The 13,694-nt window shown below is 71.8% G+C and carries 11 protein-coding genes; 5 read left to right on the top strand and 6 right to left on the bottom strand.

Annotation, left to right across the window (positions count from 1 at the left end):
- Window positions 1-123: 123 nt before the first annotated feature.
- The 5 genes from ACWD4A_RS02760 to ACWD4A_RS02780 form a co-directional block, all read right to left on the bottom strand.
- Window positions 124-1,758, bottom strand: coding sequence for an alkaline phosphatase D family protein (locus ACWD4A_RS02760; protein WP_451188485.1), 1,635 nt, complete (start codon window positions 1,756-1,758; stop codon window positions 124-126).
- Window positions 1,759-2,045: 287 nt separating this feature from the next.
- On the bottom strand, window positions 2,046-2,630 hold the full coding sequence (locus tag ACWD4A_RS02765) for an ABC transporter permease (RefSeq protein WP_451188488.1): 585 nt from the start codon (window positions 2,628-2,630) through the stop codon (window positions 2,046-2,048).
- Window positions 2,631-2,689: 59 nt separating this feature from the next.
- On the bottom strand, window positions 2,690-3,538 hold the full coding sequence (locus ACWD4A_RS02770) for an ABC transporter permease (protein WP_451188491.1): 849 nt from the start codon (window positions 3,536-3,538) through the stop codon (window positions 2,690-2,692).
- Window positions 3,539-3,596: 58 nt separating this feature from the next.
- On the bottom strand, window positions 3,597-4,568 hold the full coding sequence (locus ACWD4A_RS02775; RefSeq protein WP_451188922.1) for an ABC transporter ATP-binding protein: 972 nt from the start codon (window positions 4,566-4,568) through the stop codon (window positions 3,597-3,599).
- 123 nt (window positions 4,569-4,691) lie between these two features.
- Window positions 4,692-6,026 carry an NYN domain-containing protein gene (locus ACWD4A_RS02780; protein WP_451188494.1) on the bottom strand — a complete coding sequence of 445 codons (1,335 nt, stop codon included), beginning with the start codon at window positions 6,024-6,026 and terminating at the stop codon, window positions 4,692-4,694.
- 252 nt (window positions 6,027-6,278) lie between these two features.
- Between ACWD4A_RS02780 and ACWD4A_RS02785 the strand changes: the two genes are divergently transcribed.
- Window positions 6,279-6,452 carry a hypothetical protein gene (locus ACWD4A_RS02785; protein ID WP_451188497.1) on the top strand — a complete coding sequence of 58 codons (174 nt, stop codon included), beginning with the start codon at window positions 6,279-6,281 and terminating at the stop codon, window positions 6,450-6,452.
- A gap of 155 nt (window positions 6,453-6,607) precedes the next feature.
- Here ACWD4A_RS02785 and dnaE read toward each other — a convergent pair whose 3' ends face one another.
- Window positions 6,608-10,159: a DNA polymerase III subunit alpha gene (gene dnaE, locus ACWD4A_RS02790; protein WP_451188499.1), complete on the bottom strand. Its 3,552-nt coding sequence runs from the start codon at window positions 10,157-10,159 to the stop codon at window positions 6,608-6,610.
- Between the two features lie 281 nt (window positions 10,160-10,440).
- Between dnaE and ACWD4A_RS02795 the strand changes: the two genes are divergently transcribed.
- The 4 genes from ACWD4A_RS02795 (at window position 10,441) to ACWD4A_RS02810 (ending at window position 13,627) form a co-directional block, all read left to right on the top strand.
- Window positions 10,441-11,085, top strand: a complete 645-nt coding sequence (locus ACWD4A_RS02795) for a hypothetical protein (RefSeq protein WP_451188502.1) — start codon at window positions 10,441-10,443, stop codon at window positions 11,083-11,085.
- Between the two features lie 40 nt (window positions 11,086-11,125).
- Complete coding sequence (locus ACWD4A_RS02800) at window positions 11,126-11,950, top strand: thioredoxin domain-containing protein (protein WP_451188505.1); 825 nt, start codon at window positions 11,126-11,128, stop codon at window positions 11,948-11,950.
- A 109-nt stretch (window positions 11,951-12,059) separates the two neighbouring features.
- Window positions 12,060-12,737, top strand: a complete 678-nt coding sequence (locus ACWD4A_RS02805) for a hypothetical protein (RefSeq protein ID WP_451188508.1) — start codon at window positions 12,060-12,062, stop codon at window positions 12,735-12,737.
- Window positions 12,738-12,793: 56 nt separating this feature from the next.
- Window positions 12,794-13,627, top strand: coding sequence for a thioredoxin domain-containing protein (locus ACWD4A_RS02810; protein WP_451188511.1), 834 nt, complete (start codon window positions 12,794-12,796; stop codon window positions 13,625-13,627).
- Window positions 13,628-13,694: the final 67 nt, after the last annotated feature.

The raw sequence follows: 13,694 nt of genomic DNA on the forward strand, positions 1-13,694 counted from the left end.
CACCAGTCGGCAGTCGCGCATGTTGCTGGCGCAGGGCCGTGCCGGTGCGTCGTGACCACGGCTTTTGTGGCTTGGAACCCGACGTCGTTGGGGCCAGCCCGTCCGGCGATTGAGGACCGGGCGTCAGCGAACCGGTGCCTTCACCCGTTCCACCCGCTGGCTGCCGGACAGCGTCCGGTACGAACGTGCCCACGACGACGCCGACTTCGGGTCGCGCTTGTCGGAGAGGACGTAGTAGTCCATCTGGGCCCGCTCGGGGGTGACGTCCAGGACGCCGTAGCCGTGGGAGTCCATGTCCACCCACTTCACATGCCGGTTGGCGGCCTTGAGCGCTGTCGCCGCGGGGAGGGACACCGTGTGCGGCAGCACGTGCAGCGTCTCGTCGAAGTTGTCGGCGGTCACCGAGGTCACCACGAACTCGGTGGCCAGGGACGGGGAGAGGGGATACGTCGCCGCCTGCTTGGGCACATCGTTGGCCCACGCCATGTGGATGTCACCGGTCAGGAAGACGGTGTTGCGGACGGCGCGGTCGGAGAGGTGCGCCAGCAGCTCCCGCCGGTCGTCCGTGTAGCCGTCCCACTGGTCGGTGTTGACGGCGATGCCGCCCGTGGGCAGGCCCAGCAGTTTGGCGAGCGGCTCCATGAGATGGGCCGGCAGGGCCCCGAAGGCGACCGGGGACATCATCACGGGGTTGCCGATGAGCCGCCACGTGGTGTCGGAGGACGCCAGCCCCGCCTTGAGCCAGTCGAGCTGGGCGCGGCCGGTGATCGTGCGCTCCGGGTCGTCGACCTTGCCGCTGCCCTTCCGTACCTGCTGCGAGCGGAACGACCGCAGGTCCAGCAGGTGCAGATCGGCGAGCTTGCCGAAGCGCAGCCTGCGGTAGGTGGTGCCCTCGACCGAGGGCCGTACGGGCATCCACTCGAAGTACGCCCGCTTCGCGGCGGTCATCCGCTCCGACCAGTCGCCCTCCGCGCCCGGGGTGTGGTTCACGGCGCCGCCCGACCAGGCGTCGTCGGCGAACTCGTGGTCGTCCCAGATGGCGACGACCGGGTGCGCGTGGTGCAGCGCCTGGAGGTCGGCGTCGGTCTTGTAGTGGCCGTGGCGGGTGCGGTAGTCGGCGAGTGTGACGATCTCGTGCGCCGGCCTGTGCGGACGCACGACGTACTTCGCGGCCGGATACTCGCCGGACCCGTACTCGTAGATGTAGTCACCGAGGTGCAGCACCGCGTCCAGGTCGCGGCGGGCGGCGAGGTGGCGGTATGCCGAGAAGTACCCCGACTCCCAGTTCGCGCAGGACACCACGCCGAAGCGGATGCCCGGGGCGGCCTCGTCCCGGCCGGGGGCCGTACGCGTACGGGCGGCGGGGGAGCGCACGCCGTCCGCGTGGAAGCGGAACCAGTACGCGGTGGCCGGACGCAGGCCGCGCACATCGGCCTTGACGGTGTGGTCGTTGTCGGCCGTCGCCGTGACGGTGCCCCGGGCGACGACCCTGCCGAACGACTCGTCCTCGGCGACCTCCCAGCCGACCTCGACGGCGGGCCCGAGGCCGGAGCCGGGGACGGCGTCCGGTGTGGGCGAGACACGCGTCCACAGCAAGATGCCGTCGGGGAGCGGGTCGCCCGAGGCGACGCCGTGCAGGAAGGCGGGGCCGCTGCCCGCGGCCCGTGCGGAGGGGCCCGTGGCGAAGGGGAGCAGGGCGGCGGTGGCGGCGACGGCCGTGACGGCGGTGCGGCGCGATATCCGGTCGTTATCGGTCACGGGCCATCACCTTACCTCCGGGTAACGGGAGGTGCGGACGAAAGCTGACGCTTCGTCCGCTTGCTGGGGCTCTGGACTGTTGGCGCCCGGTCCGCTACGACCATGGTGCGGGGCACCGTCCGGACCGCCCCGCGGAGGGAGGGCTCATGTCGAAGCGCACCCGCAAGCGCCGCTGGCGCCTCAAGAAGAACCGCGCCAACCACGGCCGCCGGCCCGCGTAGCGGTCCCGCCTTCCCCGGCCCCCGCCGCTGCGGCGGTGTCACCGAGCGGGGCCGGGGACACCCCCGCTATCCCTCCGGGGTCGGCCAGTGCGGCTCGGGCTCCGGGTCGCGGGGCCCGAACGCCGCCGTGAGACAGAGGTGCACCGCCATCGCGGCGAGGGGCCAGGCCAGCAGGACGCCCTTCGCCGCCAGCTTCAGCGGCGCGTCGAAGACCACGCCCTTGCCCACCGCCTTCGCGGACGCCACGACGTCGGAGCTCGGACCGAGCCAGGCCCCCAGCCGCCAGCCGACCAGCGTCGCGAGCAGCGAGCCCAGCGCCAGCCCCGCCACCAGCGGGATGCCGCCGCGGCGGCGGAACCAGAAGACCACCGCCGAGCTCACCGCGCCGAAGCCCAGCCCGAGCAGCGCGAACGTGCCGTCCGCGCCGATCGCCTGCTCGCCCTCGGAATTCTTCAGGTAGACGGCCCTGCCGTCCGAGACCAGCGGCACCCGCGGCGCCAGCCACAGCCACAGCAGCCCCAGCAGCACCCCGGACACCGTCACCGCGGCGGCGACGACCGCCGCCTGCCGCAGCTCGGCTCTCAGCCCGGGATCCGGCTCGCCGGCGGGCTCGGGCGGGGGCGGGGCGTCCGGCGTCAGGGGTGCGGTCACACCGCCATCGTGCCAGGTGGACGGCGTGCCCTCGGCCGCAGGACGGTCGTCGCGGCGCGTCATCGGACGGCCGCCCTGCGGTACGCCCACGTCGCGGCCGCCAGCGACACCACGCCCACCGCCGCGCACACGCCCAGGTCGGCGGCGACCGCCGGCCAGTCGGGCCGCGCGTCGAAGGTCCGCGCCAGCGCCTCCACCCCGTACGTGGACGGCAGCAGATCCCGCGCCCAGACGATCAGGGTGGGCATGTGCGTCGTCGGCAGCACCCCCAGCAGCAGCGCCGCCGACATGCCCAACTGCCCGCACAGCGTCGCCAGTTCCTGCCGGGGCGCGAGCAGCCCCAGCGCCGCGCCCAGCCCGGAGAGCGCCGCCCCGGACAGCGGCACCACGGCGGCGAGGATCCACAGATGCCCCAGCGGCAGCTTGAACAGCACGCTCCCCACCACGGCCGTCACGGCCGTACCGGGCACGGTGAACGACGCGTACGCGGCCGCCGCCCCCAGCACCACCGCGGCGGGCGGCACCGGCAGCGTCGCGTAGTGGTCGAGCCCGCCGCTCGCCCGCAGCTGCCCGAAGTACTGGGCGAGCAGGTTCAGCGCCACGAACGCGACGACCAGCACACTGGACCCGGCCACCACGGACCGCGCCTCGGCGCCCCCGTCCACCACCCCCCGCATCATGATCATGATGCCGACGGACTGGAACGTCGCCACGAACAGCAGCGGGATCCGCGCCACCCGGGCCCGCGACAGCTGCGCCCGGTAGACCGCGGCCAGCGACGGCAGCAGCCGCGCCCTCGGCGCGAGCGGCGCGGCCCCCTTGTCGTCCGGCTTGTCGTCCGACCGCGGCCGGACCAGCCCGCCGGTCCGGGCCTGTCCGGGTGCCGCCTCTGCGGATACAGCAGTCACGCCGCGATGCTCCTCTTCGGTACGGGCAGGCGCCGGGCCGCACGGGCGGTGCGGGCGCTCATGCCTTCACCAGCCCCTCCGCGCGGCCGCCGAGCGCCAGATAGACATCCTCCAGGCTCGGCGTGGCGAGGGTGAAGTCGTCCAGCGCGGCGAAGGCGGGGCCGCCGGTCACCGCGGCGACCGCCGCGCGCGCCTCGGCGGGGGCGAGCCGCAGCGACCAACGGCGGCCCGTGGCCGTGGCCGCACCGCGCAGCGCGGCCACCTCGGGGACGTGCAGCGGGGGCTCGGCGCGCCACACGAGCTCCACGCGCACCTCGTCCCCCACGAGTTCCTTGAGCCCGGTGGGCGTGTCGCAGGCGATGATCCGCCCCCGCTCCAGCACCGCCACCCGGTCGAGGACGGTCTCCGCCTCGATCACGTTGTGCGTCACGAGCAGGACGGTCGCGCCGCGTTCGGCGCGGCGGCGGTCCACGGCGGCCCACACGGCCCGGCGGGCCACGGGGTCCATGCCGGTGGTGGGCTCGTCCAGGACGAGCACCGGACGGTCGCCGACCAGCACCGCGGCGAAGCAGGCCAGCCTGCGCTGCCCGCCGGACAGCTTCTTCAACGGCCGCCCGGCGATGGGGCCGAGCCCGAGCTCCTCGATGACGGCGTCGCGCTCGGCACGCGCCTCGCGCAGCCCGAGGCCGCGCAGCCGGCCGGTGGTCTCGGCGGCGAGCGAGACCGTCAGCTCGTCCAGCGCCGACGACTCCTGGCCGAGGTAGCCGATGAGCCGGGAGGCGCGCTCGGGGTGCCGCACCAGGTCGTGGCCGAGGAGCTCGACGCTGCCCTCGTCGGGGCGGAGCAGCCCGGTGAGCTGGCGCACCAGCGTGGACTTCCCGGCGCCGTTGGGGCCGAGCAGCCCGAAGATCTCCCCGCGCAGGACGTCGAGGTCGATGCCGTCGCTGGCCCGCACGGCCGCCGTACCGGGCGCGCCGCGGCGGCCGCGCGCGGCGGGGTAGGTCTTCACCAGGCCGCGCACGGTGCACACCGCGCCGCCCGCCGCCTGTTCCACACCCGTCCTCACGAGCTATGAGGGTACGCGGTTGGCCGCACGGGCTCGCGCTTGGGGCGCCCGACCGCCCGGAGCGCCGTCCCCCGCCCCGGCGCCCCCTCAGTCGCCCGCGGGGGCGTGCTCCGCCGCCGTCCGCGCGTCGATCTCCCGCCAGAACCCGGCGCGGATCGCATAGCGGTCGTGCTCGTCGATCTGGTCGTCCTTGTGCGCCAGGAGCCCGAACCGCGCCGCGTACCGCAGCAGCTCGCCGTCGATGCGGTGCGGGATCCGCGGGTACTCGGTGGACAGCTGCTGGAGGTGGACCGCGTCCGTGAGGCGCTCGGTCCAGCGGCGGGCGAAGACCTGGCCCACCTCGAAGGGGTCGCCGCCGACCGTGGTGATGTCCTCCTCGCGGTCGGCCCAGCGCTGCTCGGCGCTGGTGAGCTGGGCGAGCATCGGCAGCGCGGCGGTTTCGGGCGGTTCGCCGATCCCGGCCGCGCCCCGGTCCACCCAGCCCTTGTCGGAGGACCAGCGCAGGGTCGCTCCCGCGGCGAGGCCGGATGGCGTCCCCTGGCCGGGCTGGGCCGCGCCGGAGGCGGCAGGCCCGGACCGGTCGGCGCCCCGGTCCTGGCCGGCCAGGCCGCCGCGGGCGAGGCCCGCGAGGTCCTTCGGGGTGGGCACGCCGCGGGACGCGGGGGGCTCGCCGTTCACCTGGCCGCGCTCGCCGGTGGTGCACGGCGCGGCGGTGGGAACGGGCCGGGAGCCGTTGCGCTCGGCGGGCCGCGGGTCCGCCGGGTGGCTCGCCGCCGCCGCGGCCGCCGCGGCGGCGGACTCCGGGAGCGGCGCGGAGAGGATCGCGGCGATCTCGGGGCGGGGCGCGGGGGTCGGCGCGCAGGCACCCGTGAGCTCCTTGGCCCGCACCGCCCGGGTGATCCAGGCACGGTCCAGGACGCGCCGCTCGTCCGCCTCGGCCACCAGGTCCTCGGACTGGTTGTAGTCGCCGTCGGCGGCCTGCACGGCCCAGAGGTGGACGGCGACGCCGTGTTCCTTGGCGGACATCAGACCGGGCAGCAGGTCGCCGTCGCCGGTCACGAGGACGATGTCCGAACAGGCGCGGTTGCGGGCGAGCTCGGTGAGCTCCGCGTGCATGGCGGCGTCCACGCCCTTCTGTGCCCAGCGGCCGTCGCTGCGGGTCAGGGCGCCGAGCCGGACGGTCACCCGGGGCATGACGCGCAGCCTCCGGTGCTCGGGCTGCGGCACCCGGTCCGGGGCCCCGTCGAACCAGTAGATCCGCAGCAGGGGCTGCTCCGTCTCCGCCTCGGCGCGCTCCCGGAGACCCTGGATCAGGATCGTGTGGTCCACGCTGATGCGGGACCGTGCGGGCTCCCCGGCCAGCAGGCTCGCGGCGGCGCCCAGCAGATAGCCGGCGTCCACCAGGACGACGCAGCGGTCCACGTTCCACCCTCTTTCTGTCAGTCCAGAAGTGCGGTCGCCCCCCGGCACGGTCGTGCCCTGGTCTTCGCTTGGCTTTCCTGGAGTCTGCCCGACCGTGCGGGGGTTATCAGTCCGAACTGGATCTTCGGCGTGGCGGATACGGGCTCACCTCGGTAAGTGCACCTATCACGCACGGTAATTACCCGAAATGCACGGTTCGCCGGTGCGTGCGAGTGTGTTCGGCGGGGGGTCACCCCGAGTGGAGGCACGAGCATGGCGAAGAACAAGAAGCAGGACCGGAGCCAGCAGCATGCCAGCCAGGCAGAGCGCGGTCAGCAGCAGGCGCAGAAGTCCTCGATCGAGTCCCTGGACGAGCAGCGGCAGTCCCAGGTGACGCCCGGAGACGTCGCCCGCAAGGGCAAGCAGAAGCGCTTCGGCCACAACTGAGGCCACGGCCGACCCGCAACCGACGGGCGCCGGGGTCGCGGAGGGCCCTGTGCCGGGCACGGTGTGGGCGCCTTGAAGTGCGCGTGGGGCGCGCCCTGTTGTTCCGGGCGCGCCCCACGTGGTGGCATGACGGGATTTGTCGGTCAGGCGAGGAATCAGCCCGCCAGGCAGGACGGGCCGAGCAGCACCTTCAGATCGCCGAAGAGCGCCGGGTCGGGGTTGACCCGGTGCCGGTCCAGCCGGAGCACGGTGGTCTTGCGCGGCCCCTGGAGCTTGATCCGCACCTCGGTGGCGCCCCGGTGGTGGGTGAGCACCTGACCGAGCCGCTCCACCAGCGGCGGGGTGACCTTCACCGTGGGGATGGTGATGATCACGGGGGCGTTGGTGCCCGCGTTGGAGAGGTCGGGGACCATCAGCTCCATGGCGACCAGGCGCGGGATGTCCTCGCGCTTGTCGAGGCGCCCCTTGACGAAGACGACCGCGTCCTCGACGAGCTGGGTGGACACCAACTGGTAGGTCGCCGGGAAGAACATGCAGTCGATGGAGCCCGCCAGGTCCTCCACGGTGGCGATGGCCCAGGCGTTGCCCTGCTTGGTCATCTTGCGCTGGAGGCCCGAGATGATGCCGCCGATGGTGACGATCGCGCCGTCCGCGTGCTCACCGCCGGTGAGCTGGGAGATGGCCGCGTCGGCCTTGTCGTTGAGAACGTGCTCGATGCCGAAGAGCGGGTGGTCGGACACATAGAGACCGAGCATCTCGCGCTCCTGCGCGAGCAGGTACGCCTTCTCCCACTCGACGTCGGAGAACTCCACGTCCAGCCCGAAGCCGGGCCCGTCGTCGGCGGTGTCGTCGCCCATCCCGCCGAAGAGGTCGAACTGCCCCTCCGCCTCCTTGCGCTTGACCGCCACCACGTTGTCGATCATCGGCTCGTAGTGCGCGGTGAGGCCCTTGCGGGTGTGGCCCATCTCGTCGAAGGCGCCGGCCTTGATCAGCGATTCGACGGTGCGCTTGTTGCAGACGACGGCCTCGACCTTGTCGAGGAAGTCGGGGAAGGAGCCGTACTTCCCCTTGGCCTTGCGGCTGCGGATGATCGAGTCCACCACGTTCTGGCCGACGTTGCGGACGGCGGTGAGGCCGAAGAGGATCACGTCGTCGCCCTGCGCCGCGAAGTTGGCCTCGGACTCGTTGACGTTCGGCGGGAGCACCTTGATGCCCATGCGGCGGCACTCGTTGAGGTAGATCGCCGACTTGTCCTTGTCGTCGCGCACGGAGGTGAGCAGCCCGGACATGTACTCGGCGGGGTAGTTGGCCTTGAGGTAGGCGGTCCAGTACGAGACCAGGCCGTACGCGGCGGAGTGGGCCTTGTTGAAGGCGTAGCCGGCGAAGGGGACCAGCACGTCCCACAGGGCCTGGATGGCCTCGTCGCTGTAGCCGTTCTTCCGGGCGCCGCCCTGGAAGATGGTGAAGTTCTTCGCCAGCTCGTCGGGCTTCTTCTTGCCCATCACGCGGCGGAGGATGTCGGCCTCGCCGAGCGAGTACCCGGCGATGATCTGGGCGGCCTTCTGCACCTGCTCCTGGTAGACGATCAGGCCGTAGGTGACCGCGAGGACCTCTTCGAGAGGCTCCTCCAGCTCCTTGTGGATCGGCGTGATGTCCTGCTGCTTGTTCTTGCGCAGCGCGTAGTTGGTGTGCGAGTTCATGCCCATCGGGCCCGGGCGGTAGAGCGCGGACACGGCGGAGATGTCTTCGAAGTTGTCGGGCTTCATCAGCCGCAGGAGCGAGCGCATGGGGCCGCCGTCGAACTGGAAGACACCGAGGGTGTCACCGCGCTGCAGCAGTTCGAAGGTCTTGGGGTCGTCGAGCGGCAGGGCCAGGAGATCGATGTCGATCCCCTTGTTGGCCTTCACCATCTTGACGGCGTCGTCCATGATCGTGAGGTTGCGCAGGCCCAGGAAGTCCATCTTCAGCAGGCCGAGCGACTCACAGCTCGGGTAGTCCCACTGCGTGATGGTGACGCCGTCGGAGTGCCGGACCCAGACGGGGACGTGGTCGGTGATGGTCTCGCTGGACATGATCACGCCGGCGGCGTGCACGCCCATCTGCCGCACCAGGCCCTCGACGCCCATCGCGGTGTCGATCACCTTCTTCACGTCCGGCTCGTTCTCGTACATCCCCCGGACCTCGCCCGCCTCGCTGTAGCGCGGGTGCTTGGGGTCGGTGATGCCGGAGAGCGGGATGCCCTTGCCGAGGACGTCGGCGGGCATGGCCTTGGTGATGCGGTCGCCCATGGCGTACGGATAGCCGAGGACGCGGGCGGAGTCCTTGATCGCGTTCTTGGCCTTGATGGTGCCGTAGGTGCCGATCATGGCGACCTTGTCGGCGCCGTACTTCTCGGTGACGTACCGGATCACCTCGGCGCGCCGGCGCTCGTCGAAGTCGATGTCGACATCGGGCATCGAGACGCGCTCGGGGTTGAGGAAGCGCTCGAAGATCAGGCCGTGCGGGATCGGGTCGAGGTCGGTGATGCCCATGGCGTACGCGACGATCGAACCGGCCGCGGAACCACGGCCGGGGCCGACCGCGATGCCGTTCTTCTTCGCCCACATGATGAAGTCGGCGACCACGAGGAAGTAGCCCGGGAACCCCATCTGGATGATGACGTCCATCTCGTACTCGGCCTGCTTCTGCCGGTCGTCCGGGACGCCGCCGGGGAAGCGGCGGGCCATGCCGAGCCTGACTTCCTCCTGGAACCAGGTGACCTCGGAGAAGCCCTCGGGGACCTCGAACTTCGGCATCAGGTCGCGCTTGTCGAACATCCCGGCGGGGTCGACCTGCTCGGCGACCAGGAGGGTGTTGCGGCAGCCCTCCTGCCAGGCGTCGGAGGAGTCGATGGCGTACATCTCGTCCGTCGACTTCAGGTAGTAGCCGGTGCCGTCGAACTTGAAGCGGTCCGGGTCGGAGAGGTTCTTGCCGGTCTGGATGCACAGCAGCGCGTCGTGCGCGGTCGCCTCGTGCGCGTAGGTGTAGTGCGAGTCGTTGGTGACCAGCGGCGGGATGCCGACCTTCTTGCCGATCTCCAGCAGGCCGTCGCGGACCCGGCGCTCGATCTCGATGCCGTGGTCCATCAGCTCCAGGAAGTACTTCCCCTCGCCGAAGATGTCCTTGTAGTCACTGGCGGCCTGCAGGGCCTCGTCGAACTGGCCGAGCCGCAGCCGGGTCTGCACCTCGCCGGACGGGCAGCCGGTGGAGGCGATCAGGCCCTCGGACCACTGGGCGATCGTCTCTTTGTCCATACGGGGCCACTTCGTCAGCCAGCCCTCGGCGTAGGCGTCGGAGGACAGCCGGAAGAGGTTGTGCAGACCGGTGCTGTTCGCCGCCCAGATCGTCTTGTGCGTATAACCACCGGAACCGGACACGTCGTCGCGCTTCTGGTGCGGCTGGCCCCACTGGATGCGCCGCTTGTTGCGCCGGGACTCCGGCGCGACATAGGCCTCGATGCCGATGATCGGCGTGACGCCCGCCTTCTTGGCCTGATGGAAGAAGTCGTACGCACCGTGCAGGTTGCCGTGGTCGGACATGGCGATGTGTGTCATGCCCATCTCATTGCAGGCATTGAACATGTCCTTGAGCCGCGCGGCACCGTCCAGCAGGGAGTACTGGGTGTGGACGTGCAGGTGCGTGAACGGCGGCTTGGACGAGGCTGACACGGTGAGAGACCTCCGGCGAACGGTCGGCGACAGCGGCCCCTCCCGGCCCTCGTGGCCCGGGAGGGAAGGGCAGCATCGAAGGTTACCGGGCGCCACTGACAGCCGGGCCCGGTTGCGGCCCGGCGCCGCCGGTTCGGGGGGCGTACGGCCGGATTCCCGGGGGCGTCCGCCGGGGTGGGGGCCGCGCTCGGTACGCGGCCGCGGGTCGTGTGCGGCTTGTCACGCTGTTCCCCGCGCCCCCATGGGGCCCGGTCCGCTTTAGTCGGTGTTTACCGCGGGTCATGACAGACTCGTTACTCGTGGATATTTCGGCGGCATGGTGGCGAGGGGGGCGCGCGGCGCTCTTCGCCGCGCTGTGCGTGCTGCTGTCCGCGGGCTCCCACGTGCTGCTCTCCGGCGCGCCGCTGCCCGTGACCACCGTCGCCGCGACCTCCGCCGCCGTCTTCGCCCTCGCCTACGCGCTCGCGGGCCGCGAGCGCCGCTTCGCGCACATCGCCGCGCTGCTCGTCCCCCTGGAGCTGGCCGCCGACGCGGTCTTCACCGTCGGCCAGCGCACCTGCTACGGCGCGGACGGCCACCCCGTGCCCGGCGCGCTCGCCGCCCTCTGCGGCGGGGGCGGCCTCGACGGCCCCTTCGGGCCCCTCACCGACCCCGGCACCGCCTGCTGGCTGCTGCTCGCCGCGCACCTCACGGTGGGCCTGCTGGCCGCCGCCTGGCTGCGCCGCGGCGAGGCCGCGTTCGTCCGGCTGCTCGCCGCCGCGGCGGCAGCAGCCCTCCGCCCCCTGCCCCCGGCCGCCGCACCCCCGGCCGTACGGCCCGACAGCGCGCCCGTACGGCCCGCGCGCCCCGTGCGCGCGCCCGCCCCGCCCCGGCTGACGCACTCCGTCGTCCGCCGCGGCCCGCCGCGCAGGCCCGCCCTCGCCTGAGCAGCACACACCACACGGCACCACGTACGGAGAAACCACCATGAGCAAGCGCAACAGCCAGCAGAACAAGCAGGCCGCCCGCGAGCGGCTGCGCGCCGAGCGGGAGCGGCAGGCCAAGAAGGACAGGACCCGCCGCCAGCTCGTCGTCGGCGGCTCGGTCGTCGCCATCCTCGCGGTCGCCGCGGGCATCGGCGTGGCCGTCAGCCAGATGGGCAAGAGCGGCGGCTCCGACGCGGCCTGGACGGCCGCCGCGAAGAAGGACCTCGTCAAGCCCGCCAACACCGCGGGTGACAAGGGCACCGAGATCGTCATCGGCGACAAGAACGCCAAGCACACCCTGGACCTCTTCCAGGACATGCGCTGCCCGATCTGCTCGGTCTTCGAGCAGAACGTCGGCGGGACGATCGACAAGGACGTCAAGGACGGCAAGTACAAGGTCTCGTACCACGTCGCGACCTTCATCGACCGCAACCTCCCCGGCACCGGCTCCAAGAACGCCCTCAGCGCCCTCGGCGCGGCCCTGAACGTCAGCCCCGAGGCCTTCAGCGCGTACAACAAGGCCCTCTACACCAAGGCCAACCACCCGCAGGAGACGAAGGACGACTACGCCAAGGACGACGTCCTGCTGAAGATCGCGAACGAGGTCCCCGCGCTCAAGGGCAACGCCGAGTTCGAGAAGAACGTCAAGGACGGCACCTTCGACAAGTGGGCGCTGGAGGTCTCCGACGCCTTCGACACCCACAAGGACATCACCGGCACCCCCACCGTCAAGCTCGACGGCAAGAAGCTGACCGCGGACGGCAAGAACACCCCGATCACCCCGGACCAGTTCACCAAGGCCGTCGACGAGCAGCTCAAGTCCTGACCCGCTGCCCGACCCCTCCGGTACACACCTGCCCCAGGCGTCCCGTCCCCGTCATCGATGCCGAATCTTGACACGACACTTAGCCCGTAGCGTGGCAAAATTCGGCCTCATGGAGGGGACGGGAGTTCGATTGAGAGCGCTGCGCGCGGCCCTCTTCACCGCGCTCTGCGTCACCCTCTCCGCCGCCTCCCACGTCCTGCTCTCCCGGGCCCCGCTGCCCGTGTCCACGGTCGCCGTGCTGTCCGCCGTGTTCTTCGCGATCGCGTACGCGCTGGCCGACCGCGAGCGGACCTACGGACGGATCGCGGCCCTCCTCATCCCGCTGGAGCTGACGGCCGACACCGTCTTCACCACCGGCCAGCACGCCTGTTACGGCCGGGCGGGCGGCCCGATAGCGGGCCCCCTCCGCTCGATCGGCGTCGATCTGGTCTGCGGCGGCGGCAACTTCGGCACCCCGCTGGCCCGGATGGCCGCCCAGGGCGGCCCCGGCCCGGCCACCGACTCCGCCGCCCTGCCCTGGCTGCTGCTCGCCTGCCACATCACCGTCGGCCTGCTGGCCGCGGCCTGGCTGCGGCGCGGCGAGGTGGCCCTCGCCCGGCTGCTCCGCGCGGTGGCCGCGTTCGCCTTCCGGCCGCTGCTGCTCGCCGTCGCCGCGCTCACCGCGGCCGTGGGACCCCGCCCCGCGCCCGTGCGGCCCACGCGCCGCGTCCTCCCGCCGCGCACCCTCCCGCTCCTCGTCCACTCCGTGGTACGGCGCGGACCGCCCCTCTGCTCCGCAGCTGCCTGACGCACTGCCCGAGCACAGCGGTCCCCGCACCCCCGTACACCACCGGAGAAGACATCATGAGCAATCGCAACAACCAGCAGAACAAGCAGGCCGCCCGCGAGCGGCTGCGCATCGAGCGCGAGCGCCAGGCCAAGAAGGACAAGACCCGCCGCCAGCTCGTCGTCGCCGGGTCGATCGTCGTCGTCCTCGCGATAGCGGGCGGCATCGGCTTCGCCGTGACCAAGGCGGGCGACAGCGGCTCCGGCAAGGGCGAGTGGGCGGCCGTGGCGAAGAAGGACCTCGTCAAGCCCGCCAACACCACCGGCGAGAACGGCAACGAGATCGTCGTCGGCGACCCGAAGGCCAAGGAGACCCTCACCGTCTACGAGGACGTGCGCTGCCCCGTGTGCGCCATGTTCGAGCAGAACTCCGGTGAGCAGCTGCGCAAGGACGTGAAGGACGGCCGCTACAAGGTCCGCTTCGTCATGGTCAACTTCATCGACGACTCGCCCGCCAAGGGCACCGGCTCGAAGAACGCCGTCAGCGCCCTCGGTGCCGCGCTGAACGTCAGCCCCGAGGCGTTCGTCGAGTACAAGGAAGCGCTCTACTCGAAGCAGAACCACCCCGACGAGCGGGACGACGCCTACGCCGACGACAAGAAGCTGATCGAGGTCGCGCAGCAGGTCCCGGCCCTCAAGGGCAACAAGGACTTCGAGAAGAACGTCACCGACCGCACCTACGCCAAGTGGGGTCTGGAGATGGGCAAGCTCTTCGGCAAGGACGGCATCAACGGCACGCCGACGCTGCTGCACGGCGACAAGAAGCTGACCACCCCCGGCACGCAGAACCCGCCGATCGCCAAGGAGGACTTCGTCTCGGTGATCGACAAGGAGTTCGGCCCGAAGAAGTAACCGGCGGAGCGACCGGCGCGGACCGCGGCCGCCGTACGGGCCGACACGGCCCGTACGGCGGCCGCGG

This window comes from Streptomyces sp. NPDC002537, assembly GCF_053594975.1.

Coding starts and splice junctions, on each gene's coding strand:
- ACWD4A_RS02805 (WP_451188508.1), top strand. CDS start 12,060: ATGGAGGGGACGGGAGTTCGATTGAGAGCGCTGCGCGCGGCCCTCTTC.
- ACWD4A_RS02800 (WP_451188505.1), top strand. CDS start 11,126: ATGAGCAAGCGCAACAGCCAGCAGAACAAGCAGGCCGCCCGCGAGCGG.
- ACWD4A_RS02795 (WP_451188502.1), top strand. CDS start 10,441: ATGACAGACTCGTTACTCGTGGATATTTCGGCGGCATGGTGGCGAGGG.
- ACWD4A_RS02810 (WP_451188511.1), top strand. CDS start 12,794: ATGAGCAATCGCAACAACCAGCAGAACAAGCAGGCCGCCCGCGAGCGG.
- ACWD4A_RS02785 (WP_451188497.1), top strand. CDS start 6,279: ATGGCGAAGAACAAGAAGCAGGACCGGAGCCAGCAGCATGCCAGCCAG.